Genomic DNA, 22,955 nt, shown 5'->3' with positions numbered 1-22,955 from the left:
CGCGCCAGGAGTAGGTCTAAGAGAGCGATTATGAGGTTCTTAATCAATAACCGAATTATCTTCGATGAGGATAACTCGACGCTGGCGTTGGCGGAGGAGAACCTCGAACCGATGACGCTCACCACGATAGCCAATCGTCTGCTCGCGCTGTTGGTAAAAAATAACGGCATCTTGATTAGCCGGGACTTTATTTTTTCCACCGTCTGGGACGATCATGGCAAAACGGCCTCGAACAGTAACCTGAACAACTATATCGCCAGCCTGCGCCGTACATTTGCCGGCTTGGGAGAGAGCGAAATTCTGGTTACCGTGCCGAGGCAGGGATTTATGTTTACCGCCGCCAGCATTCATTCCGTGGCGGACAATATGACGCAGGACGAAAGCGTTCCTGCCGCGCCTTTACCCGTCCGGCGCCGTTGCGATGCCATTTTACCTAAGGTAACGCTGCTGTTTATCGGGATTGCGTTGGTATTGGCGGGCGTTTACTTTTTTACCGAACGTTACGACACCGCTTATCAGACCCAGATCGCCAGCTACAAATCTTGCCGCGTGGAGACGCTGAACGCCAGCGAGCGGATCGACGAGCGGTATATTGCCGACGCCCTGGAAAGGCTCAAAAGCCGTGGTTTTGATTGTGATGTACCGGCAACGGTTTATTACTCTCGATTGACATACCATTATACGAACTACAAAAAGCTGATTGATTTCATCTCGTATTGCCCGAAACACCGCGTTAAGAATATGGATGCGCACTGTGAAGATGAGTTTGAGGTGATCAATGAAGGTTAGCTCGCGCCGTGCTTTCTACCTGGCATTATCTGCTGCTATTGCCCTTGTTATTGTTATATTGATTTATTTATTGACCGCCTCGCGAGATTTCCCTGAGTGCAATGCGTCTTTATCGACGACGCGCATGACGCCGAATGGGACGGTAACCAGCGGTTTGTACGTGAACATCGTGCGTTCGGGATGGCGCCGCGCGACCATTACGCTTAACGGTTTAGCCTATCGGGATGGAAAGAAGCAGGTGATAGCCCGCGTGCTCGAAACGAAGTATCACTATCATCGTGGGTACTACTATGTCGCCATTGAAAAGAAAATCCTTCAATCCATGGATAACTTCACCTACTCGGATGCGCAGACCTTTCTGTTGGGTGAGGAAAAACATTACTATGTTTTAAAAATTGCCAAATTGAATGATGACAATTTTATTATGTACTACGGCAGGCAGCCTGAGTTGCTGTGTTCCGTAACCAGAAAATGATGGAAACATCCCATAATGAGACGATTATGGGATGTGGTTGGTGATGGCGTGTATAGCAAATAACGGCAGGTTGAACGTGTCCGTGAACGGACATCTTGCTGTTTTTGTATCACTGGTAGTGAAAAACGTTACTCAATTATGGAATATAAACCACTTCGCAAGGTTGGCGGCCTGCATTTTCTCGGCAGGATACGAGCATTTTCTCTTCAAACTGCCTGTTATCCTGCGTGATTTTGTTATAGTAATAAACTTTAGTCTTTTTCTGGCAATTGACATAGGCCTTTACCATGTCGGTTACCGTTTCCTTCTCTGGGTAATCCCAACCCATGTTGTAGATTTGGCAACCCGCGAACTGAGTGCCGCTGAATAGGTTGTTACGCACTGAGTACTGATGGCTGGCCATGATCAATGCAGCGATGCTGATGAATAGGATGAGATTAACCCATTTATTCCAACTCTGAAACTGCCGCCAGGCCGATAATAATTTTCCGCTACCACGCCCTCTGGGGGCGGCTTGCCCCGGCGGTTGCGTGGGAACAGCGGTTACCTCCATTATGTTTTGTTCTTTTTCCGGTTCGGCAGTGGCGTGTCGGCTAATTTTTTTTGCAACGAACTTAAAGCCTTGCCTAGGGTAGGTGATTATCAACTCCGTCTCGCCAAGTTGCGCCAGATGGCGGCGCAATAGTGAGATATAGTTATTCAAGTTGCTGTTTGTTCCTTTTAGTCCTCGTTCTTCCCAGACCTCTTCAAGTAATTGTTGACGCTTAATCAACATTTCATTGTTCCTGACGAAAATAGAAAGCAAACGGCAAGCCGCGGCCGCTAGCGGCTGCATATTTTGCGGGGCATTGACGCTCTCCAGGGTTCCTTCGTATTCATTGAACTTAACCCTTCCGTTTATAATGAAAATCATAGGAATCCTCTCATTTTTTGTTTCGGGAAGGGATTTTGCGCTGAGAGGTTATATTTTTCAATAACCCTGATTCTCTGTGTTTTCCAATAATATTGATATCTGTCACTAAGTGATAATTTATCCATAATGAATTTTTTATGGAGATCTAATTATTGAACTAAAAGATGTCATTTTTAGATTCTATGTGTAATTTAATGGTGTTTATTAGGTTTTAATCTCGTATTTGTCGTGTTTGATGAAATAATATTTCAAGATTGCAGCAGGGGCGCTAAAGTTGCTTCACCCCGGCGATGGAGGATTTCATCGGTTGGGAAAACAGGATGAGTAATTGGTTTATTCCTTGAATAGTATGTGGCTGACCTATTAACCATGGTTATCCACTACATCAGTAATAGCCGCGTGAAAAGGCGGCTTGGTTTTTTAAAGCATCAGGCCAGGCCGTTGATACACATTACTCATTGTTAAGAAAATACCTTATGTATTAATACGATTAAGGATAATTGGTTATATGAAACTGAATAAAATCATGCTGGCTGCCGTCATGGCGTTTGGTGTTTCTTCTCTGGCTCATGCTGCTAATCAGGGCAGTGGCACTGTGACCTTCAGCGGTTCCATTATCGATGCGCCATGCTCCATCGCGCCTGAGTCTCTGGATCAGACCGTTGAGCTGGGTGCCATCTCCAACGTGGCGCTGAAAAACGGTAGCAAGGCATCGACCCCGCGCGATTTTCATATTCAGCTGGAAGGCTGCGATCTGAAAACGGAAGCGCCAGGGAAAAATAACACCGTTACGCTGACGTTCAACGGTACCGCTTCGGAAACCGACAAAAAACTGCTGGCTATTACTGGTGAGGCGAAAGGCGCGGGTATTGCTATTACCGATGCTAACAAGAACCTGATCGAATTGGGCAAAGCTTCCAATGCGATTGAACTGCAAAATGGCCGTAACAAACTGAGCTTTGCTGCTTATCTGCAGGGCAGCTCGGCTTCTGATTCGGTCATCGTTCCTGGGGAATTCCAAGCCGTAGCCGATTTCACTCTGGCATATCAGTAATCTATTACCCGGTGAAATACGCGTGATTATCGGCATGCGGGGGAACTCGCATGCCATTTATAAATAAACGTTATTTCAAAAGGGAATGGTAATGAAACTTAGTTTAAAAGGTGTGAAAAGACTTCTCCTGTTTTTGGGAGTGCTAAGCGTTGAGGGAACAGCTATATCTTCCCCTCTTTTTCAGGGGCGGATAAACATGCAGGGCGCCATTAATGATGCTGCTTGCGCCATTGCTACAGAGAGCCGTGAACAAGTTTTTGATCTGGATGTTACGTCATTTTCGGATATTTATCCGGGCGGCCAAGGAAAAGAAACCCCCTTCAGTATTCATCTGGTGAATTGTATTCCAGCGCAGGGGAGTAACTCAATATCTGAATGGAGACAGTTTCAGATAACTTTTGACGGCAATGTTGACGGGCAGATGTTTGGTATGGGGGGGAAGGCGTCGGGTGTGGCACTGGCTATCAGTGATGCGGATGGCAATATCGTCAGGCCGGGAATACCTCTGCCGCTAAGTAATAATTCATTTAAAAATGGTCGATTGGATTATGTCATGAAGTTAATGACTAACAGGCAGCCATTTAGATCGGGTGAGTATTTTACTTCGGTGAGATTCAAAATGGATTATTACTGAGTCGGCCGGCTATTTCAGGGACGTTTATAGTAAAGGGTTTGAATATGATGTTTTTGTCTGCAGGAAAGCCGTTTCGTTTACCCATTCTGAGCGTCTGGATAGCGCTGGCATTGGGCAGCCTGGTGACCAATGCTGGAGCCGTGGAGGAAATCCAATTCAATACCGACGTATTGGATATAAACGATCGCAAAAACATCGATCTGAGCCAGTTTACGCGCGGCGGTTACATTATGCCGGGGACTTACGGCATGACGGTGCATGTCAATAAAAGCGATCTTCCTGAGCAACAGGTGCCTTTTTATGTCCCTGAGGACGATCCCAACGGTAGCCGCGCCTGTGTAAACCGGGCGCTGGTGGCACAGTTGGGGCTGAAAGAGGCGATGCAGAAGGAACTGACCTGGTGGCACCAGGGAGAGTGTCTGAATGAAACCAGCCTGAAGGGCATGGAGGTGCGAGGCGATCTGGCGTCGTCGTCGCTGTATCTCAGCATCCCACAGGCTTATCTGGACTATATCTCGGAGGATTGGGAGCCGCCATCTCGCTGGGACGAAGGCATACCGGGAGTGCTGCTCGATTACAACCTTAATGCGCAGGCGCAACGTCAGTTAAAGGGCGGTACGCGGTCATACAATGCCAGCGGCAACGGCACGGCGGGCGCCAACATGGGGGCCTGGCGGCTACGGGCCGACTGGCAAGCGAGCATTAGCCAGCAAAGCGGGGCCGGGCAGGGCGCGGAAAAACGGTTGGAATGGAGCCGTTACTACGCTTATCGGGCTTTGTCAGCGCTGCGTTCGAAATTGACCGCCGGTGAAGATTATCTCGATTCCGGGTTGTTCGACAGTTTCCGCTTCGGCGGCGTGAGCCTGCGTTCCGACGACAGTATGTTGCCGCCCAACCTGCGCGGCTATGCGCCGGAGGTGGTGGGCGTGGCGAAAAGCAACGCCAAGGTAATCATCAGTCAGCAAGGACGGGTACTGTACGAAACCACGGTAGCGGCGGGGCCGTTCCGCATTCAGGATATTGATGATGCGGTGTCTGGTGAATTGAATGTGCGGGTGGAAGAACAGGATGGCAGCGTACAAGAGTTCACGATGAACACCGCCAGCATCCCGTATCTGACTCGTCCCGGGTCAGTGCGCTATAAGCTGGCTTTGGGCAAACCCTCCGATATGAATCACCGTTATCGAGGGCCGCTGTTCGGCACCGGCGAGTTTTCCTGGGGGGTGAGCAACGGTTGGTCGCTGTACGGCGGTGCACTGCTGGGCGGGGATTACAACGCGGCGGCGCTGGGCATCGGCCGCGATCTGATGCTATTGGGCGCGATGTCATTCGATATCACCCAGTCGCGCGCCAGATTGCCCTACGACCGCGAGACGCTGAGCGGCGGATCATACCGGCTCAGTTACTCGAAGAGTTTCGACGAGCTGGACAGCCAGGTCACTTTCGCCGGCTACCGTTTCTCGGAGCAGAGCTTTATGAGCATGAGTGAGTTTCTGGACGCTCGTCAGTTCGGGCGACGGTTCGGCAACAGCAAGGAGATGTACACCATCAGCTATAGCCAGCAACTGCGCGAGCTGGGGCTGAGCGCGTACTTAAACTATAACCACCAAACCTATTGGGACCGGCCGGCTAACGATCGTTACAACCTGACGATGTCGCGTTATTTCGATATTGGCCGGTTCAGAAGCCTGAGTCTGTCGCTAACGGCTTACCGCAACCGCTACAACGAGCGTAACGACGACGGCGCCTATTTGTCGCTGTCGGTGCCGTGGGGCAATGGCGCCAGCGTCAGCTATAACGCCACGCTTAACCGCGGCGACAACACCCATCGGGTGAGCTATTACGATCGCCTCGACGAGCGCAGCAACTACCAGCTCAGCGCCGGCGGCTCGCGCAGCGGCGCGAATTTGAGCGGCTATTACACCCGCGATAGCGATATGGCGCGCGTTAGCGCCAACGCCAGCTATCAGCAGGACAGGTACAGCGCGATCGGCTTGTCGGCACAGGGGGGCATGACGCTGACCGCCGAAGGCGGTGCGTTGCACCGCAGCAACATACCGGGCAGCACCCGGCTGCTGCTGGATACCGAAGGCGTGAGCGGGGTGCCGGTGCGCGGCTATGGCAGCGCCGCGGCGACCAATCGCTGGGGTAAGGCGGTAGTGACGGACGTCAACAGTTACTACCGCAACAAGGCCAGCATCGATCTCGACAAGCTGGGGGATAACGCCGAGGCCACCAAATCGGTGGTGCAGGCGACGCTGACGGAAGGGGCTATTGGTTACCGCAAGTTCGCGGTGATCGCCGGGGAGAAGGCGATGGCGGTGATCAGGCTGGCGGACGGCAGCGAACCGCCGTTCGGCGCCACGGTGCTGAACGCCCGCAAGCAGGAGACCGGCATCGTCAACGACGGCGGCAGCGTTTACCTGAGCGGCATCAACGCCGGCGAGCGCATGACGGTGCGCTGGGGCGGGGCGGGGCAGTGCGAGGTGCAGATGCCAACGCCGCTGCCGGCGGAGATGTTGACCACCAATTTACTGCTGCCGTGCCGGGCGCTGAGCGCGGGCGACGGCGGCAACGAACACTGAATTTAGGAGTTTTTATGATGAGCAAACGTCACGTTATCGGCCTGCTGGCTACCACTTCGCTGCTGGCGGGGGCTTTGACCCCTGCGGCGAATGCCGCCATCGCGCTGGATCGCACCCGGGTGGTGTTTGATGGCAGCGTGCAGTCGGTGAGCCTGAGCGTCAGCAACCAGAACAAGCAGCTGCCGTACCTGGCGCAGGGCTGGCTGGAAGACGCGCAGGGCAACAAGATCCAGAGCCCACTGACGGTGCTGCCGCCGGTGCAGCGCATCGAGCCGGGCAAGCCGAGCCAGGTGAAGATCCAGGCGTTGCCGGCGGCGAAGATGTTGCCGCAGGACAGGGAGACGCTGTACTACTTCAACCTGCGCGAGATCCCGCCGAAGAGCAACAAGCCGAACTCGCTGCAGATTGCGCTGCAGACGCGCATCAAGCTGTTCTACCGCCCGGCGGCGATCGCGCCGGAACGCAATGCCGCGCCGTGGCAGGAGCAGCTGACGCTGACCAAACAGGGCGACAAGTACATCGTCAATAACCCGACGCCGTATTACGTCACTATCGTCGATGCGGCCAGGGGCAAAGGTGCGGCCAGCCCGCATAATTTTGAACCGTTTATGGTACCGCCGAAGGGGCAGATACCGTTGACGGTGAGCGCCTCCAGCGTAGGCGGTAGCCCGGTGCTGACCTACATCAACGACTACGGCGGCCGTCCGCAATTGGCGTTTAACTGTCGCGGCGGGACTTGTACGGTGGCGCCGGAGAAAAAATCGTCTTAATGACGAGATGGCGATTGGTTGACGTCAGTACCAGTGTTCAAAGCCTAGGGGGGCAGATGAAAAGCCTGTTATTGCGCCTGACGCTCGCCCTGAGCGCGAGTATGAGTTCGTATTGTTCAGTAGCTACGACGGACAACATGTTATTGCACGGAGCGTTGGTTACGGAGCCATGTACGTTGCGAATGGGCGATGAAGATATTCAATTGGAGCTGGATCCGGTTATTGACAAATACCTCTACATGCACAGTCGCACGCCGGCAAAGCCGTTTAGCCTGACCTTACAGGATTGCGACGTCAGCGTGGGAAAAACGGTAAAGCTCACGTTTAGCGGTACTGAAAGCGCCGCCTTGCCCGGCCTGCTGGCTTTGGATGGCGGCAGCCAGGCCAGCGGCATCGCCTTAGGGATAGCGACGGCGGAGGGGAAACCCGTCGTATTGAACAAGCCAGGTCAAGGCTATGCGCTGGTTAACGGCACCAACAGTTTGCAACTGCAGGTTTACATCCAGGCGGAGGGGGAGGCGATAGCGCAAAAGAAAATCAGTCTTGGCGCATTCTCAGCCGTCACCACTTTCGGTCTGGAATATGAGTGAAGGCGGGCCGCGACAGTTACTCAGGAGGGGATGATATGACAAGGGAAAAAGCGAGAGTGCATCGCTCATATTCATATGTTGCTTACGAACTCTGCTATTACGCCGTATTGGGCGGGCTGGCGCTGATGGTGCCACTCATTATTATGACAACGCTGTGGCTCATGCCTGCAGCGCAAGCGGCAAACGATCTCGATACCTACGGCGCCAACGGCGTGCTGCATGTGAGAGGGGCTTTGACGGAAAGCGCCTGTCGGCTGGAGATGGACAGTGCCAGGCAAGACATACATTTGGGCGATATCGGCACCGCGCAGTTGCGGCGGGCGGGTGATCGTGGTGAACCGGTGGCATTTTCCTTGAGGTTACGCGATTGCCTACGCAGCGTAGGCGTCGGCACCAGAGATGAACGCACCGGATCTTTGAGCTGGGCGCCTTATCAACCGGCGGTCACTATCGGTTTCAGTGCTCCTGCGGATGCGGATAATCCGCAGTTGGTCAAATTGGTGGGCGTTTCAGGCATCGGGCTACGGGTAACGGATGCCGCGGGGCGTGATGCCCGATTGGGTGAACGCGGCGCCCCGCTATTGCTTGAGCAGGGGAACAATGTACTTACGTATAAGGTGGCACCGGAACGAACCCCGGCGCCATTAAGGGCCGGTGCTTATGCCGCAACGATAGATTTCAGGCTGAATTATGACTGACGGAGCGAAATAAATGGCAAGTGTGAGAGGAAAACTCCGAATGGCGGCATGGCTGTTTTTGGCATTGTCGGTTATACCCGCCGGCGCCTCTTGGGCGGATACTGCCATCTCTTTCAGCGGCACCGTGACTGCGCCGATGCCTTGCTCAATTAACGGTAAACGGGCAATAGTCACTCATTTTGGCAACGATCTAGTCACTACTCGTATCGATGGCAGTAATTACCTGAAATCGTTGGATTATTCGCTGGAGTGTCATAGTAACAGCCCGAATGCGCTTCGCATGCAGCTGCAGGGCGATGTCTCTGATTTCAACCAGCATGCGTTGCGAACGACCACGATGCCTGACTTGGCTGTCGAGCTACGCGTCAACGGCAAACCTGTGGCACCTAATAGCTGGTTTAAGTTTATTTATCCCGAGACGCCGTTGCTGCAGGCTGTGCCGGTTAAACGTCACGATGCGAAGCTGTCCGGCGGCTCGTTTTACGCTACGGCGACCATGTTGGTGGATTATCAGTAGCGGCCGGATTGAGGCGCAAAACATATTTTCTTCAAGGAGCCCAGCGATGTGTCCGTATTGGAAAGCGATAAGAGCGAAACGCCTGAGCGCGTTGGCTCTCTTGGCGTTGATGCAAACCGGCGCGGCTCAGGCTGCAGCCACCGCGGATATGGTCTTTTACGGCACGCTGAATGCCCCACCGCCTTGCACGATCAACAATGGGCAAACCGTTGAAGTTGATTTTGGCGATCGGGTAGGGGTGAGTAAGGTGGATGGTAAAAATTACCTGCAATTGATCAACTACCGCATTACCTGTGAGCAGGGCGGTGGCGGGATGGCGTTGGGATTGACGCTTTTCGGGCCAGTCAGCGGCTTTGATACGGCGGCTCTGCAAACCAACATTCCGGATTTGGCGCTCCGTATATTGCAGAATGGTCAACCGCTTGAATTAAATAAGCGCATCGATATTGCAATTGACAGCCCGCCCATGTTGCAGGCGGTGCCGGTTAAAAGTGCAGGGGCAGAATTGCCATCGGGCGAATTCAGCGTTACGGCGACGTTGTTGGCGGATTATTTTTAGAGACCGTAAAAGGCAATCGGTTTTATTTTACTTATTGTGAATAATCACTGAGAAATGACTTCATGTGTAAAACTTATTCCCCCTATGTATTATTGAGTGCGCTGCTCTTTTTATTGGTAAGTGAGGCGCAAGCCTTCACCTGTAAAACCAGTGATGGTGGAGTGATTCCGGAGGGTGGTTCCAATACGCCAGTTCCGATCAGAGTCAAAATTGGCCCTAACTTGGTTAATGGGAAAAATGAGCTATCCAGTCTCAGTCAAATTTCCTGTAAAAATGAGAGCTGGAGTACGGATTGGTGGGATGAAATGAGGCTGAAAACAGTGCTTGTTGTAAAGCCTGAGTTATACCCTTTTACTATTGGTGTGAAATTAGAGTTTAGTTCTTATGATATACCAGGAAATCGGCTTGATTTAAATAAACTGGTGCTTGCTATGGGGGGCGGACGAGGAGGGTCTCGGTTTTACCCGGTTCCTATTGGCTTATATATTAAGGTGGGTAAGAAACCTTCGCAGGATGTTTTTATACAGAAAGGTGATGTATTAGCGCGGTTTTATATGGAACAAAGCAACAATCAGCCGGGCTGCCCCATGTGTGGCCCCTATATATGGGATGTGGTTGCTGATAATGACGCCTACTTTGCTACGACTAGCTGCACCATCAATAAAGCCAAACAGATGAATGTCGATTTTGGCCCGATCAGCCAGGACAACTTCACCACTAGCGTAGACAGTGCAGTGATTAAGCAGAATCAGAATCTCGATTATTATTGCGAAGGCTCTAATGCCAGTCAGGATATCGCGGTTCGTTTAGTCGGAAATACAAGTGGATTTTCCTCTGAGGCGATTCAAACTTCAAATACGAACATTGGTATTGCCATGCTGTATAAAGGTAAGGTCATAAAGCCCAATGAAATTTTTAATTCAAAAATTGTGAACGGTATGGGCAGTGACACGTTGACCTTCGTGCCGATAAAAAAGAATGTTCCTTTTAATGAGATAAATACGGGGGATTTTTCCGGCTCAGCAACTTTAGTGTTCAGCGTGCCTTGATTTCTCTCTTAGGTAAGGGCTGTTTTTTATATTAAGAGAGGATTTGGATACTCATCTTTTTATATAAAAGCGCATGAGGTTGAAAAGGGGAGAGAATGAGCCCAATAAAAATTCTTATTGATGATGAGAACGGCTATTTTGCCGTTGGCCTGCGGCTAATTATTGAGGAATACGCGCAGGGGTACGCGAAACGCGTGCTTTTTCTAACCTCAGATGATGAAGAACATCCCGATATCGTTTTTGTCTCATCGGCGCTGCGTATCCAGTATTGGCGGGTATTATGGCGTTATGGCGCCGCGTCGCATATTGTGGCGATCAAGGAGCGAAAGTCCGGCATCCATGAAGACCGATCGCTTGTGCTGTTGCGCACATGGGGAAGAGAGGCGTTGAGCGCGTTGCTGACGAATCTTTTTGCTAATTGTCATGGGGTGATACGTCCATTGGTGTCCCATCCGTTTACGTATCGCGAATGTCAGGTGATCAGCCACCTTCGAAGAGGGATGGATCAATCGCAGACGGCCAGGGAGATCGGCGTCAGTGTAAAAACGGTACATAGCCATAAACGGTCGGTGATGAAAAAACTGATGCTGAATCGCCATCGAGAATTTATGTATTGGTTAATATCGCAAGATGACTAATCTTTTTTTTGAAAATGATGGCTTACTATTTTAGCAGTTTTAGAGCTTTCTTTTTCTAACAAAAGGAACTTAAGTGTTTTTTTTGCTTTCTGCAGCAATACTCTTTTTATTTAGCCTGTTGTCTTTTTATATGCATATTAAATTAGTCAGGAAAAAACGGCTGATTATTAGCCATTATAAAATTTTATGGTAGGAGACAACGCGTTAAATTTTAATAAACGGCGAAGCCGGCTTATTCATCTTGGGCACCGGTAAGAAGCGCCGGGGTATTGCTCATTCACACCTGGAAAGGCATTTCCTCGCCGGCGGCCATTTGCTGATTAACCAACAGAATAGGCTAACCAGAGTGTTTTCCGCCTGATACGAGCCCAGGCTGGTATGCTGCACAACAACCTTTCTGCCATTGATGATTGCCTGGCTGTAACCGACCCCGATCACTATCGCTTAACGCATGGCGTGCCTGACAAATAATCGAACGCAGTTCGATGGAGAGTCCGTACCCCAGAAAGCGAAAAAACCGCCTTTTGGGCGGGTTCTTCTGAATAGGGCGACCGGACTCGGACAACCGGCGCCTGCGCCGCGTTGAACAGCGCTTTAGCGCTGGCCCGCAGGGTGAGGCCTTTGGCCGAATAATCGAACGCAGTTCGATGGAGAGTCCGACCCCCAGAAAGCGAAAAACCCGCCATAGGCGGGTTCTTCTGAATAGGGCGACCGGACTCGGACAACCGGCGCTGGCGCCGCGTTGAACAGCGCTTTAGCGCTGGCCCGCAGGGTGAGGCCTTCAGGCCGAATAATCGAACGCAGTTCGATGGAGAGTCCGTACCCCAGAAAGCGAAAAACCCGCCATAGGCGGGTTCTTCTGAATATGGTGCCCGGACTCGGAATCGAACCAAGGACACGGGGATTTTCAATCCCCTGCTCTACCGACTGAGCTATCCGGGCAACGGGGCGCATTAAACCGTATTGGCCGGATGGCGTCAATCGCTTTCTGTCACAAAGCCGATTGGTTGCTCTATTTTCAGGCAGTGAACCCGGCGGGACGGAGGGCGGGGGGATATCGCATTTCAATAAATATGCATATAAAACGTGTATCTATACTGCCGGTAAGAGCGTGGATTCTTATTTTTTAATTAAATAACAATGCATTATGATTTAATCAACGAGCGTTCAATCAAGGCGATTCTTGCTTGAACCCCGCAACGAATCATGCAATCATTGCGCAAATTTTAGCACTCTCCGTTCCCTGACGGTGTTCCCGCTTCTTATAAGCCAGAGGGTTATTGGCATGACTGGTTTTGTTGCTCAAGCGCTGCTGCGCACCAGACATCTGACGCCACCACCGTTCCGCCGTTGTTTCCTCCGTACGTCATCCGCCCGAATACGCCTGCCGGCCATGCGGTAAGGCCGCCAGATGCCCGCTGTTAGGCATGCGTAAAGCCAGCGCTGCGGCCCTGATTTTACTGATGCCTGTCGGACGCTGCCAAGACCAGTTTTCCCGATAGCCGCCTGATGATCGCCGATCATGAGCCGGTCACGCACGCCGCTTATGCTGCCGTGCCCGGGTATCGCTTTTACCGGGATAACCGCGTTATCTCATTACCGTGCCGGTGGCACACCCTCATCCTTCACCGTTTGAGAGTCAGCATGATGAAAGAATTGAAAATCGCGACCAGCGCCAGCCTGGTCGCCACCATTGAGACGCTGCGTCAGATCGTGCGCGTAGAGCAGACGGACTACACCGACGTGGCGGCGGTGGTGGTGTCGGTCGCCGACGTGAACGCCGGCATTCTGGCGCGCTTGCAGGCGACGGGGTTCGACATCCCGACCTTCGTGGCGGTGGAAGGGGACGAGCATCTCTCGCCGGACTATCTGCCGTTCGTCAGTGGGGTCTTCGCGCTGCTGGCAGGCGCCAGCAAGCCGTTCTACATGGCGCAGTTGGAGGCCGCCGCCGACGCCTACGAGCAGGCGCTGCTGCCACCGTTCTTCAAAACGCTGAAGACCTACGTCGAGATGGAAAATTCGACCTTCGCCTGCCCGGGGCACCAGGGCGGCGAATTCTTCCGCAAGCACCCGGCCGGCCGGCAGTTCTTCGATTTCTACGGTGAAACCCTGTTCCGTTCCGACATGTGCAACGCCGACGTCAAGCTGGGCGATCTGCTGATCCACGAAGGATCGGCCAAGGATGCGCAAAAGCACGCGGCGCGGGTGTTCAACGCCGATAAAACCTATTTCGTGCTCAACGGCACCTCGGCGGCCAACAAGGTGGTGACCAACGCGCTGCTGACCCGTGGCGATCTGGTGCTGTTCGATCGCAACAACCACAAATCCAACCACCACGGCGCGCTGATCCAGGCCGGCGCCACGCCGGTCTATCTGGAAACCGCCCGCAACCCGTTCGGCTTTATCGGCGGCATCGATGCGCACTGCTTCGACGAACGCTACCTGCGTGAGCAGATCCGCGAAGTGGCGCCGGAGAAGGCCGCGGCGGCAAGGCCGTTCCGGCTGGCGATCATTCAGCTCGGCACCTACGACGGCACGATTTACAACGCTCGCCAGGTGATCGACACCATCGGCCATCTGTGTGACTACATCCTGTTCGACTCCGCCTGGGTGGGCTACGAAGGCTTTATTCCGATGCTGAAAGAGTGTTCGCCGCTGCTGCTGGAGCTGGACGAACACGATCCGGGCATTTTCGTCACCCAGTCGGTGCATAAACAGCAGGCGGGGTTCTCGCAGACCTCGCAGATCCACAAGAAAGACGACCATATCAAAGGGCAAAAGCGCCACTGCAACCACAAGCACCTGAACAACGCGTTCATGCTGCATGCGTCGACCAGCCCGTTCTATCCGCTGTTCGCCGCGCTGGACGTCAACGCCAAGATGCACGCCGGCCCCGCCGGGCGCCGCATGTGGATGGACTGTGTCAAGCTGGGCATCGAGACGCGCAAACAGTTGCTCAAGCGCTGCTCGCAGCTGAAGCCGTTTATTCCGCAGCAGGTGGCGGGCAAAGACTGGCAGGATCACGATACTGACCTTATCGCCAACGACGCGCGCTTCTTCACCTTCGTGCCGGGGGAGACGTGGCACGGCTTCGAAGGCTATGCCCAGGATCAGTATTTGGTCGATCCGTGCAAGCTGCTGCTGACCACGCCAGGGATTGACGCCGCGACCGGCCAATACACCGAGTTCGGCGTGCCGGCCACCATTCTGGCCAACTTCCTGCGCGAGAACGGCATCGTGCCGGAGAAGTGCGATCTCAACTCGATCCTGTTCCTGCTGACCCCGGCGGAGAACCCGGCCAAGATGGAACAGCTGGTGGAGATGCTGGCGCAGTTCGAGCGCTATGTTGCAGAGGACGCGCCGCTGAGCGTGGTGCTGCCGACGGTGTACCGCAAGAACGAGCAGCGCTACCGCGGTTACAGCATTCGCCGGCTGTGTCAGGAGATGCACGATCTGTACGTCAGCTTCGACGTCAAACAGCTGCAAAAGGAGATGTTCCGCCAGGATCATTTCCCGCCGGTGGTGATGAACCCGCAGGACGCCAACGTGGAGTTTATCCGCGATAACGTCGAGCTGGTGCCGATCGGCCAGGCGGAAGGGCGCATCGCGGCGGAAGGGGCCTTGCCGTACCCGCCGGGCGTGCTGTGCGTGGTGCCGGGCGAAGTGTGGGGCGGCGCGGTGCAGCGCTATTTCCTGGCGCTGGAAGAGGGCATCAACCGCCTGCCGGGCTTCTCGCCGGAGCTGCAGGGGGTCTACATCGAGAAAAAAGATCACGGCTGGAAGCGCATCTTCGGCTATATGATCAAGCCATAGAAAAAGGGCCGGTTCGCACCGGCCCTTTCCATTTATCCACGCGGAACGCGTTACTTCCTGCGGTAGCTCTTCTGCGCGGTATTCACTTTCACCAGATAGCGGCGCGACTCGGCGGCCGGGTGCTTGGTGGTCAGCGTCTGATACACGTCGCCCGGCTGCATGGCGTTGATGATGCCCACCGCGCGCGTTCTGTCGCTGGAGAACACCCGCAGCACGCTGCCGGCGCCGCCGTTGTAGGCGGTGATCACCGCATAGCGGCGCGAGGTCGGGTTCTGAATGCCGCCCAGGTAGTTGTTCTGCAGGATCGCCAGGTAGGCGGTGCCGGTGTCGATGTTGTTCTCCGGATCGAACAGGTAGCTGCGGCTCGGGGTGCCCCACTTGCCGCGCATCTGGAACACATCCTTGCCGGCGGTGTGCTGCATCACCTGCATCAGGCCCAGCGCGTCCGAACCGCTCACCGCATACGGGTTGAAGCTCGATTCGGTCTGCATGATTGCCAGGATCAGCGATTCGTCCACGCCGTATTTTTCCGACGCCTTGCGCACCATCGGCAGATATTTGTGCGCACGTTTGTCCAGGTGGTTCGGCACCAGCTGGATGGTGACCGAGTAGATGACGTGCAGGCCGGAGGTGCGTTTTTGCAGCTTGGTCTGCAGCAGGTAATCGGCGAAGTGCGCCGCGCGCCATTCCCAGCGGATCGGCGCGCCTTTGTTATCCAGCACCTGGCCGTACAGGAACGGCTCTTTGCTGATCTGGATATCGTTGGCGTCGGAATAGAGATCGATGGAGCCCGGATCGTCACCCATCAGCAGCGTGCTGATGATCGCCTGGCGCAGGTGCGCGGCCGGATCGGTGGTGGCGATGGTCTCGATGGTGATGGCGCCGGTGTCGAAGTTGATGTGGCTGCGGGTTTGGTATTGGTCGGTATATTTGACGTAGTCTTTCGGCCCGGCGATCAGAACTTCGTTCAGACCCCAGATGTTCTCGATGTTGTGAGCGAATTGCCCCATCAGAATGTCGAAGCCGTTGGTGTCTTTGATCCAGGCTTCGTTGATTTCTTCACTTTTTTTGCCGGAACAGGAGATCAGCAAAGGCGCTATTACGAGCAAAGCTAAAATTTTCTTCATCTTAAAGCCGTTTGGAAGAAGTATAAGAGGATTGAAGCGGGCCAGCGCCTGGCCCCAACAGCGTTATTCGCTTGGCGGCGTATAGCCTTCGATGTGCACGTCGTGCCCTTCGAACAGGAACTTGATCATTTCCTCTTCCAGCAGTTTGCGGTCATCCACGTTCATCATGTTCAGCTTCTTCTCGTTGATCAGCATGGTCTGCTTCTTCATCCACTCGCCCCAGGCTTCCTTGGAGATCTCGTTGTAGATGCGCTTGCCGACGTCGCCGGGATAAAGCTGGAAGTCCTGGCCTTCGGCGTCGCGCTGCAGGAAAGTACAAAAAATGGTGCGGCTCATGCTAATTCCTCGTCGATGGCGCTATCGCCATATAAGTTTTGTTGGATCGGGGGCTGCTTCGCCAGCTGTTGCAACAGGCGATCCACCGGCGCTGCCAGCCCGACCGACGGCGGCTGCGCTAAGTTATACCAGAGACCCGCGCCCTCATCCATGCCGCTGCCCGCCGCGTCGAGCGACAGCCACATCGGCACGATATCGAGATGGAAATGGCTGAACGTGTGGCGAAATGCGGTCAGCTGTTCCAGGCGCTTGCCTTTCAGACCGCGCTGCTGCAGCCAGAGTTCCAAATCCACGCGCGCGCTGAACTGCGGGAAGCAGAACAGGCCGCCCCACAGGCCCACCGCCGGGCGCTGTTCCAGCCACACGCGGTCGCCGTGCTGCAGCAATAAGAAGTAGGCGGTTTTTTCCGGCAGGGTCTGTTTGGGTTTCTTGCCGGGGTAGTTGGCCCAGCTGTGGTTGGCGTAAGACAGACAGCCGACGTTGAGCGGGCAGAGTTCACACTTGGGCTTGGAACGAGTGCAGACCATGGCGCCCAGATCCATCATCGCCTGGTTGAACTGGCCGACGCCCTGCGCCGGGGTGACCTCTTCGCTGATTTTCCACAGCCGGTTTTCGACCTCTTTTTTGCCCGGCCAGCCTTCCACCGCGTAGCAGCGGGCCAGCACGCGCTTCACGTTGCCGTCGAGGATCGGATAGTGTTGGCCCAGCGCCAACGACAGCACCGCGCCGGCGGTGGAACGGCCGACGCCCGGTAAATCGGCGATTTCCGCGAAGGTTGTCGGGAACTCGCCGCCGTGCTGTGCGACAATGGTCTGCGCCGCTTTGTGCAGGTTGCGGGCGCGGGCGTAATAGCCGAGGCCGGTCCACAGATGCAGCACTTCGTCCAGCGGGGCTTCCGCCAGCGCGCGCACGTTGGGAAAACGGGCCATAAAGCGCTGAAAATAAGGAATGACGGTGGCAACCTGGGTCTGTTGCAACATCACCTCGGAGAGCCATACTTGATAGGCGGTTTTTTCCAGCTGCCACGGTAGGGTTTTGCGGCCGTAGCGCTGATACCAGTCAAGCACCACCTGTGCGAATTGTTGTGCTTGCATCATGAGCAGCGTCGTTATCCGGCAGAAAATGAAGCGAGATTGCAGCATAGAGTCATGGTGCTGTAAACCGGAACTTTCCGACGCCGCACGGCGGGTACAGAAGATGAACACTTGCTAAACCAATGTATCTTTGCATAATGCGCGTTTCCCTAATTGGCAGCCAAACAGACAGAAAGCACTATGATTAATGACGTCATCTCCCCGGAATTTGATGAGAACGGCCGCGCGATGCGCCGTATCCGCAGTTTTGTTCGCCGCCAGGGGCGGCTGACCAAAGGCCAGCAGCACGCGCTGGAGAACTATTGGCCGGTGATGGGCGTGGAGTATCAGGCTGAGGCTGTCGATCTCGCCGCGCTTTTCGGCCGCGAAGCGCCGACGGTGCTGGAGATCGGTTTTGGCATGGGCGCCTCGCTGGTGACCATGGCGGGCAACAATCCGCAGCAGAACTTTTTAGGGATCGAAGTGCACTCGCCGGGCGTGGGCGCCTGCCTGGCCGACGCCCACGAGGCGAAGCTGAGCAACCTGCGCGTGATGTGCCACGATGCGGTTGAAGTGCTGGAAAACATGATCCCGGACGGCTCGCTGGACATGGTGCAGCTGTTCTTCCCCGATCCGTGGCACAAGGCGCGCCACAATAAGCGCCGCATCGTGCAAACGCCGTTTGTCGAACTGGTGCTGCGCAAGCTGAAGACCGGCGGGGTCTTCCACATGGCCACCGATTGGCAACCTTATGCGGAACATATGTTAGAGGTTATGAACGGGGTCGCAGGCTACCGTAATCTTTCCAGCGATAATGATTACGTGCCGCGTCCGGATTCGCGCCCACTGACGAAATTTGAATTACGCGGCCAGCGCCTGGGACATGGCGTTTGGGACTTGATGTTTGAGAGGAAAGAATAATGGCTAAGAACCGCAGTCGTCGTTTACGTAAAAAGTTGCACATTGAAGAATTTCAGGAGCTGGGTTTCTCCGTAGCCTGGCGCTTCGCCGAAGGCACGTCGGTGGAAGACATCGACAGCACGCTGGATACCTTCATCGATGAAGTGATCGAGCCGAACGGCCTGGCGTTTGACGGCAGCGGCTACCTGCAATGGGAAGGTCTGATCTGCCTGCAGAAGATCGGCCACTGCACCGACGAGCATCGCGAACTGGTGAAAAACTGGCTGGAAGCGCGCAAACTGACCGACGTTAAGGTCAGCGATCTGTTCGATATCTGGTGGGATTGATCGCGGCTGCCCGATGAGCGCGGCTTCGCGCCGCGCCGTTTTATTGATCTAAGGTGCCTTAACGGCGCCTTTGTTTTGCCCGGAGTGTGACCGAGGTGGTAACAACATTGGATAACGCGTTGCTGGAGGAGATCCTGCAACAGGTGCGCCCGCTGATTGGCCAGGGGAAAGTGGCCGACTACATCCCGGCGTTGGCGGAAGTGCCCGCCGATCGGCTGGCGATCGCCGTCTGCACGGTGGACGGCGAACTGTTCCAGGCCGGCGACGCCGCGGAGCGCTTCTCCATTCAGTCGATCTCCAAGGTGCTGAGCCTGACGCTGGCGTTGACGCGCTATCAGGAGCCTGAGATCTGGCGGCGCGTCGGCAAAGAGCCTTCCGGCCTGCCGTTCAACTCGCTGCTGCAGCTGGAGATGGAACAGGGCAAACCGCGCAATCCGTTTATCAACCCCGGCGCGCTGGTGGTGTGCGACATGCTGCAAACCCGGCTCAGCGCCCCCAAACAGCGGATGCTGGAGGTGGTGCGCCAGTTGGCCGGCGAAGACGACCTGGCCTATGACCTGCGGGTGGCGCGCTCCGAGTTCGAACACTCCGATCGCAATGCGGCCATCGCCTATTTGATGAAGTCGTTCGGCAACTTCGAGAACGACGTGATCACCGTCCTGCAAACCTATTTCCACTACTGCGCGCTGCGCATGAGTTGCGTGGAGCTGGCGCGCAGCTTCGTCTATCTGGCCAATCGCGGACGCGATCTCAGCGGCGAGGCGGTGATCAGCCCGCTGCAGGCCCGGCAGATCAATGCTCTGATGATGACCAGCGGGATGTACGACGGCGCCGGCGAATTCGCCTATCGGGTGGGGATGCCGGGCAAGTCCGGCGTGGGCGGCGGCATCGTGGCCATCGTACCGGATGAGTTGTCGATCGTCGTCTGGTCGCCGGAGCTGGATGCTTCCGGCAACTCGCTGGCGGGAACTGCGGCGCTGGAACTGTTGTCTCAACGTATCGGTCGTTCGATTTTTTAATCCCAATCTGGATGGGAGTCAGGAGAAGCTATGTTGAAGAAAACCGGGTTAGCCTTACTGCTGCTGGCGGCGACTGCCGCGCAGGCCCACGCCGAGTACCAATGCAGCGTTAAACCCCAGGATGATGTGATCATCAGCCCGCAGAGCGTGCAGGTGAAAGGCGCCAGCGGCGACCTGCAAATATCGCCGGATGGCGACGTGATCCGCAACGGCCAGGCGCTGAGCCTGAACGACAGCCAGCGGCAGAAAGCCTTCAGTTACCAGAGCGCCTTGCGCAAGCAGCTGCCGTGGATCGACGACGGCGCGCAGAAACACCTGGAGAAAGCCCGCGCAGCGCTGGATAAAGTGATCGTCAAAGAGCTGGGCAGCAACAGCAACGTGCGCAACCGGCTGACCACCCTGAACGGCCAACTGAAACAGCAGATGAACCGCATCATCGAGCATCGCAGCGACGGCCTGACCTTCCACCACCAAGCGATTGACCAGGTGGAACAGGACGGCCGCAACATCGTGCAGCAGAGCATGGGCGGGGTGCTGCAGGACAGCCTGAACGAGATGGGCGTCAAACAGGCCGCCAATAGCGGCGGCAACCCGCTGCAGGCGATCATGGGCAATCTGGGCGGCTTGCAGAAGGCGATCCAGAACGAATGGAACAATCAGGAGCAGGACTTCCAGAACTTCGGTCATGACGTGTGCAACCGCGTCACCGCACTGGAAACCCAGCGCAAGGATCTGCTTAAAGCGTTGAAGTGAAATAAGAATCTTCTTGGTAGACCGTTTTTTGACCTTCTGAAGCTTATCTGACAGACTGATCAAACTACGTACAGATTTATGGATGTTTACGGAGGACGCTATGAGCCATACACGTTACGAAACCGATGTTGTTGCCTGGGCAAATGAACAGGCCGCTCTTTTGCGCTCCGGAAAATTGTCTGAGATCGATATTGAAAAGATCGCCGAGGAGATTGAGGACGTGGGGAAGAGCGAGCAAAGGGAACTTGCTAGCCGGATGACGGTGCTGATTGCACATTTGCTTAAATGGAAATATCAGCCGGCCAGGCGCGGAACCAGCTGGGAAAGAACGATTAAAGCGCAGCGCAAAGAGGTGCTTTACAGCTTGAAAGAGTCGCCCAGCCTAAAAGGTAAACTGAGCGATGCCGATTGGCTGGATGTCGTCTGGTCGAAGGCCGTTGCGCTCGCCACGGCCGAAACCGGGCTGGATGTGTATCCGGAAAACGGCATCTGGGAAACTCAGCAGATTCTGTCTCAGACGTTTTACCCGGATTAACACCAATAAAAAAGCGCTGATCATTCAGCGCTTTTTTTTTATTCGTCGTCCGCCAGGAACAGTTCCAGCAGCGAGTTGAGGAACAGTTTGCCCTTCTCGGTGATCTGCCAGTGCTCCGCGGTTTCTTCCAGATAGCCTTTGGCCAGCGCCTCGTCCAACTGCGGGCGAATGACGCTTTCCGCCAGCCCGGTGTAGTTGACAAAGTCGGCGCGCGGCGCGGCTTCCAGCAGGCGGAAGCGGTTCATGAAGAATTCGAACGGCCGATCCGCCGCCGCCACCTCATGCTGCTTGTCCATGTAGTCGCCGCGCATAAAGCCGCGCGGGTGCTTGGTCTTGGCGGTGCGCAGGATGCGTCCGTCGCTGAAGGTCACCTTGCCGTGCGCGCCGCAGCCGATCCCCAGGTAGTCGCCGAAGCGCCAGTAGTTGAGATTGTGCTGGCATTGGTAGCCCGGCTTGGCGTAGGCCGAGGTTTCATACTGCTGGTATCCGGCGGCGCTCAGCAGCTGGTGGCCGCGCTCGAAGATGTCCCACAGCGCGTCGTCGTCCGGCAAGACCGGCGGGCGTGAGCTGAACAGGGTGTTCGGCTCGATGGTCAGCTGATACCACGACAGGTGCGGTGGATTGAGGGCGATCGCCTGGCGCAGATCGTCCAGCGCCTCTTCCAGCGACTGGTCCGGCAGGCCGTGCATCAGATCGAGGTTGAAGCTGCGCAGGCCGAGGCCGGTCGCCAGCGTCGCCGCGCGTTTGGCTTCTTCCGGGCCGTGGATGCGCCCCAGACGGTTCAGCTTCTCGGCGCTGAAGCTTTGCACCCCGATGGAGATGCGGTTGACGCCGGCGCGCTGGTAGCCGCTGAAGCGATCGGCCTCCACGGTGCCGGGATTGGCTTCCATGGTGATTTCGGCGTCGTCGGCGACGCGAATGCGCGCTCGCACGCCGTCCAGCAAGGCCTGCATCGCCTCGGCGCTCAGCAGGCTGGGGGTGCCGCCGCCGATAAAGATAGTGCTGATTTCCCGGCCGCCGGCCAGCGGCAGGTCGGCATCCAGATCCGCCAACAGATGATCGACATACTCCTGATGCGGCACGTCACCCTTCAGCGCATGGGAGTTGAAGTCGCAGTACGGGCATTTCTGCACGCACCACGGGATATGGATGTAGAGACTCAGCGGGGGCAGCTTAAGCATTGCGCATGGCTTCCAACATCAGCTTCAGCGCCTTGCCGCGGTGCGAAATCGCCCGCTTCTCGTCGCGGCTCAGCTCGGCGGCGGTGCGGCCCAGCTCCGGCACGTAGAAGACCGGATCGTAACCGAAACCGCCTTCACCGGCGGCCTGCTCAGTGATTTCGCCGGCCCAGCTGCCGTGGAACACCAGCGGCGTCGGATCTTGCGCATGGCGCAGATAGACCAGCACGCAGTGGAATTGCGCGCCGCGCCGGCCCGGCGCCACGTCTTTCATCGCCGCCAGCAGCTTGTCGAGGTTCTGCCGATCGTCGGCATCTTCGCCGGCGTAGCGCGCGGAGTAGATGCCCGGCGCGCCGCCCAGCGCATCTACCGCCAGACCGGAGTCGTCGGCGATCGCCGGCAGGCCGGTGACCTGTGCCGCATGGCGCGCTTTCAGGATGGCGTTTTCGATAAATGTCAGGCCAGTTTCTTCGGCGGATTCCACGCCCAGATCGGTTTGCGCGACCACGTCCAGGCCGAAATCGGCCAACAGGTCGGCAAGTTCGCGCACTTTGCCCGGGTTACCGGTGGCAAGAACGACTTTTTGCATAAGTGACTACCTTG

General features: G+C 55.6%; 24 protein-coding genes and 1 tRNA gene. 18 read left to right on the top strand and 7 right to left on the bottom strand.

What is annotated here, in order from left to right:
- Positions 1–30: 30 nt before the first annotated feature.
- Both ACJ8HN_RS16805 and ACJ8HN_RS16800 read left to right on the top strand, forming a co-directional pair.
- Entirely contained in the window at positions 31–789 is a 759-nt protein-coding gene (locus ACJ8HN_RS16805; RefSeq protein ID WP_442523724.1) for a winged helix-turn-helix domain-containing protein, read from the top strand.
- The gene (locus tag ACJ8HN_RS16800; protein ID WP_033636027.1) at positions 779–1,264 is read left to right on the top strand and encodes a hypothetical protein; all 486 of its coding nucleotides are present in this window, start codon (positions 779–781) and stop codon (positions 1,262–1,264) included. The genes ACJ8HN_RS16805 and ACJ8HN_RS16800 overlap by 11 nt, the downstream gene beginning before the upstream one ends.
- A gap of 136 nt (positions 1,265–1,400) precedes the next feature.
- On the opposite strand, the gene ACJ8HN_RS16795 is transcribed toward ACJ8HN_RS16800, so the two are convergent.
- Positions 1,401–2,177 carry a transcriptional regulator gene (locus ACJ8HN_RS16795; RefSeq protein ID WP_049213287.1) on the bottom strand — a complete coding sequence of 259 codons (777 nt, stop codon included), beginning with the start codon at positions 2,175–2,177 and terminating at the stop codon, positions 1,401–1,403.
- A gap of 508 nt (positions 2,178–2,685) precedes the next feature.
- On the opposite strand from ACJ8HN_RS16795, the gene ACJ8HN_RS16790 reads away from it, so the two are divergent.
- The 10 genes from ACJ8HN_RS16790 to ACJ8HN_RS16745 all read left to right on the top strand — a co-directional run bounded on the left by ACJ8HN_RS16790 (position 2,686) and on the right by ACJ8HN_RS16745 (position 11,271).
- Entirely contained in the window at positions 2,686–3,231 is a 546-nt protein-coding gene (locus ACJ8HN_RS16790) for a fimbrial protein (protein ID WP_033655232.1), read from the top strand.
- Positions 3,232–3,322: 91 nt separating this feature from the next.
- Positions 3,323–3,865, top strand: coding sequence for a fimbrial protein (locus tag ACJ8HN_RS16785; protein WP_442523723.1), 543 nt, complete (start codon positions 3,323–3,325; stop codon positions 3,863–3,865).
- Between the two features lie 44 nt (positions 3,866–3,909).
- Positions 3,910–6,450, top strand: coding sequence for an outer membrane usher protein (locus ACJ8HN_RS16780; RefSeq protein ID WP_442523722.1), 2,541 nt, complete (start codon positions 3,910–3,912; stop codon positions 6,448–6,450).
- Positions 6,451–6,464: 14 nt separating this feature from the next.
- Positions 6,465–7,220, top strand: coding sequence for a fimbria/pilus periplasmic chaperone (locus ACJ8HN_RS16775; protein WP_094860153.1), 756 nt, complete (start codon positions 6,465–6,467; stop codon positions 7,218–7,220).
- A gap of 56 nt (positions 7,221–7,276) precedes the next feature.
- Positions 7,277–7,810, top strand: coding sequence for a fimbrial protein (locus tag ACJ8HN_RS16770; protein WP_077791485.1), 534 nt, complete (start codon positions 7,277–7,279; stop codon positions 7,808–7,810).
- A gap of 35 nt (positions 7,811–7,845) precedes the next feature.
- Positions 7,846–8,508 (top strand): fimbrial protein, encoded by a 663-nt coding sequence (locus ACJ8HN_RS16765; RefSeq protein WP_442523721.1) that lies wholly within the window; start codon positions 7,846–7,848, stop codon positions 8,506–8,508.
- Between the two features lie 40 nt (positions 8,509–8,548).
- On the top strand, positions 8,549–9,025 hold the full coding sequence (locus ACJ8HN_RS16760; RefSeq protein ID WP_432503440.1) for a fimbrial protein: 477 nt from the start codon (positions 8,549–8,551) through the stop codon (positions 9,023–9,025).
- Positions 9,026–9,071: 46 nt separating this feature from the next.
- Complete coding sequence (locus ACJ8HN_RS16755) at positions 9,072–9,584, top strand: fimbrial protein (protein WP_432503437.1); 513 nt, start codon at positions 9,072–9,074, stop codon at positions 9,582–9,584.
- 62 nt (positions 9,585–9,646) lie between these two features.
- On the top strand, positions 9,647–10,633 hold the full coding sequence (locus tag ACJ8HN_RS16750; RefSeq protein ID WP_442523720.1) for a fimbrial protein: 987 nt from the start codon (positions 9,647–9,649) through the stop codon (positions 10,631–10,633).
- A gap of 95 nt (positions 10,634–10,728) precedes the next feature.
- Positions 10,729–11,271, top strand: a complete 543-nt coding sequence (locus ACJ8HN_RS16745) for a helix-turn-helix transcriptional regulator (RefSeq protein WP_442523719.1) — start codon at positions 10,729–10,731, stop codon at positions 11,269–11,271.
- Positions 11,272–12,137: 866 nt separating this feature from the next.
- On the opposite strand, the gene ACJ8HN_RS16740 is transcribed toward ACJ8HN_RS16745, so the two are convergent.
- Positions 12,138–12,213: transfer RNA gene (locus ACJ8HN_RS16740), tRNA-Phe, on the bottom strand.
- Positions 12,214–12,918: 705 nt separating this feature from the next.
- Here ACJ8HN_RS16740 and speF point away from each other — a divergent pair.
- Positions 12,919–15,084: an ornithine decarboxylase SpeF gene (gene speF / locus ACJ8HN_RS16735; RefSeq protein WP_060441068.1), complete on the top strand. Its 2,166-nt coding sequence runs from the start codon at positions 12,919–12,921 to the stop codon at positions 15,082–15,084.
- A 50-nt stretch (positions 15,085–15,134) separates the two neighbouring features.
- Here speF and mltC read toward each other — a convergent pair whose 3' ends face one another.
- From mltC to mutY, 3 genes are all read right to left on the bottom strand, one after another.
- Complete coding sequence (gene mltC, locus ACJ8HN_RS16730; RefSeq protein WP_033649581.1) at positions 15,135–16,211, bottom strand: membrane-bound lytic murein transglycosylase MltC; 1,077 nt, start codon at positions 16,209–16,211, stop codon at positions 15,135–15,137.
- Positions 16,212–16,274: 63 nt separating this feature from the next.
- Positions 16,275–16,547, bottom strand: a complete 273-nt coding sequence (locus tag ACJ8HN_RS16725) for an oxidative damage protection protein (protein ID WP_004937404.1) — start codon at positions 16,545–16,547, stop codon at positions 16,275–16,277.
- The gene (gene mutY / locus ACJ8HN_RS16720; RefSeq protein WP_004937408.1) at positions 16,544–17,644 is read right to left on the bottom strand and encodes an A/G-specific adenine glycosylase; all 1,101 of its coding nucleotides are present in this window, start codon (positions 17,642–17,644) and stop codon (positions 16,544–16,546) included. Before mutY ends, ACJ8HN_RS16725 begins: the two co-directional genes overlap by 4 nt.
- Positions 17,645–17,821: 177 nt before the next feature.
- Here mutY and trmB point away from each other — a divergent pair, with 177 nt between their 5' ends.
- The 5 genes from trmB (at position 17,822) to ACJ8HN_RS16695 (ending at position 21,174) form a co-directional block, all read left to right on the top strand.
- The gene (trmB, locus tag ACJ8HN_RS16715; RefSeq protein ID WP_016930097.1) at positions 17,822–18,541 is read left to right on the top strand and encodes a tRNA (guanosine(46)-N7)-methyltransferase TrmB; all 720 of its coding nucleotides are present in this window, start codon (positions 17,822–17,824) and stop codon (positions 18,539–18,541) included.
- Positions 18,541–18,867 (top strand): YggL family protein, encoded by a 327-nt coding sequence (locus tag ACJ8HN_RS16710; protein WP_004937412.1) that lies wholly within the window; start codon positions 18,541–18,543, stop codon positions 18,865–18,867. The genes trmB and ACJ8HN_RS16710 overlap by 1 nt, the downstream gene beginning before the upstream one ends.
- A gap of 95 nt (positions 18,868–18,962) precedes the next feature.
- Positions 18,963–19,886, top strand: coding sequence for a glutaminase B (glsB, locus tag ACJ8HN_RS16705; protein WP_039567907.1), 924 nt, complete (start codon positions 18,963–18,965; stop codon positions 19,884–19,886).
- Between the two features lie 30 nt (positions 19,887–19,916).
- Complete coding sequence (locus tag ACJ8HN_RS16700; RefSeq protein WP_033639389.1) at positions 19,917–20,639, top strand: DUF2884 domain-containing protein; 723 nt, start codon at positions 19,917–19,919, stop codon at positions 20,637–20,639.
- 100 nt (positions 20,640–20,739) lie between these two features.
- Positions 20,740–21,174 (top strand): DUF29 domain-containing protein, encoded by a 435-nt coding sequence (locus ACJ8HN_RS16695; protein ID WP_016930094.1) that lies wholly within the window; start codon positions 20,740–20,742, stop codon positions 21,172–21,174.
- Positions 21,175–21,212: 38 nt separating this feature from the next.
- Here ACJ8HN_RS16695 and hemW read toward each other — a convergent pair whose 3' ends face one another.
- Together hemW and ACJ8HN_RS16685 are read right to left on the bottom strand one after the other, a co-directional pair.
- Positions 21,213–22,355 (bottom strand): radical SAM family heme chaperone HemW, encoded by a 1,143-nt coding sequence (hemW, locus tag ACJ8HN_RS16690; protein WP_048796774.1) that lies wholly within the window; start codon positions 22,353–22,355, stop codon positions 21,213–21,215.
- Positions 22,348–22,941 (bottom strand): XTP/dITP diphosphatase, encoded by a 594-nt coding sequence (locus ACJ8HN_RS16685; RefSeq protein ID WP_033651321.1) that lies wholly within the window; start codon positions 22,939–22,941, stop codon positions 22,348–22,350. Before ACJ8HN_RS16685 ends, hemW begins: the two co-directional genes overlap by 8 nt.
- Between the last annotated feature and the right edge of the window lie 14 nt (positions 22,942–22,955).

Origin of the sequence: Serratia sp. CY29653, assembly GCF_052169255.1 — a bacterium.
GTDB lineage: Bacteria > Pseudomonadota > Gammaproteobacteria > Enterobacterales > Enterobacteriaceae > Serratia > Serratia sarumanii.
Note: the sequence above shows the minus strand (reverse complement) of the source record. Positions and strands in the feature narration are given on the sequence as shown.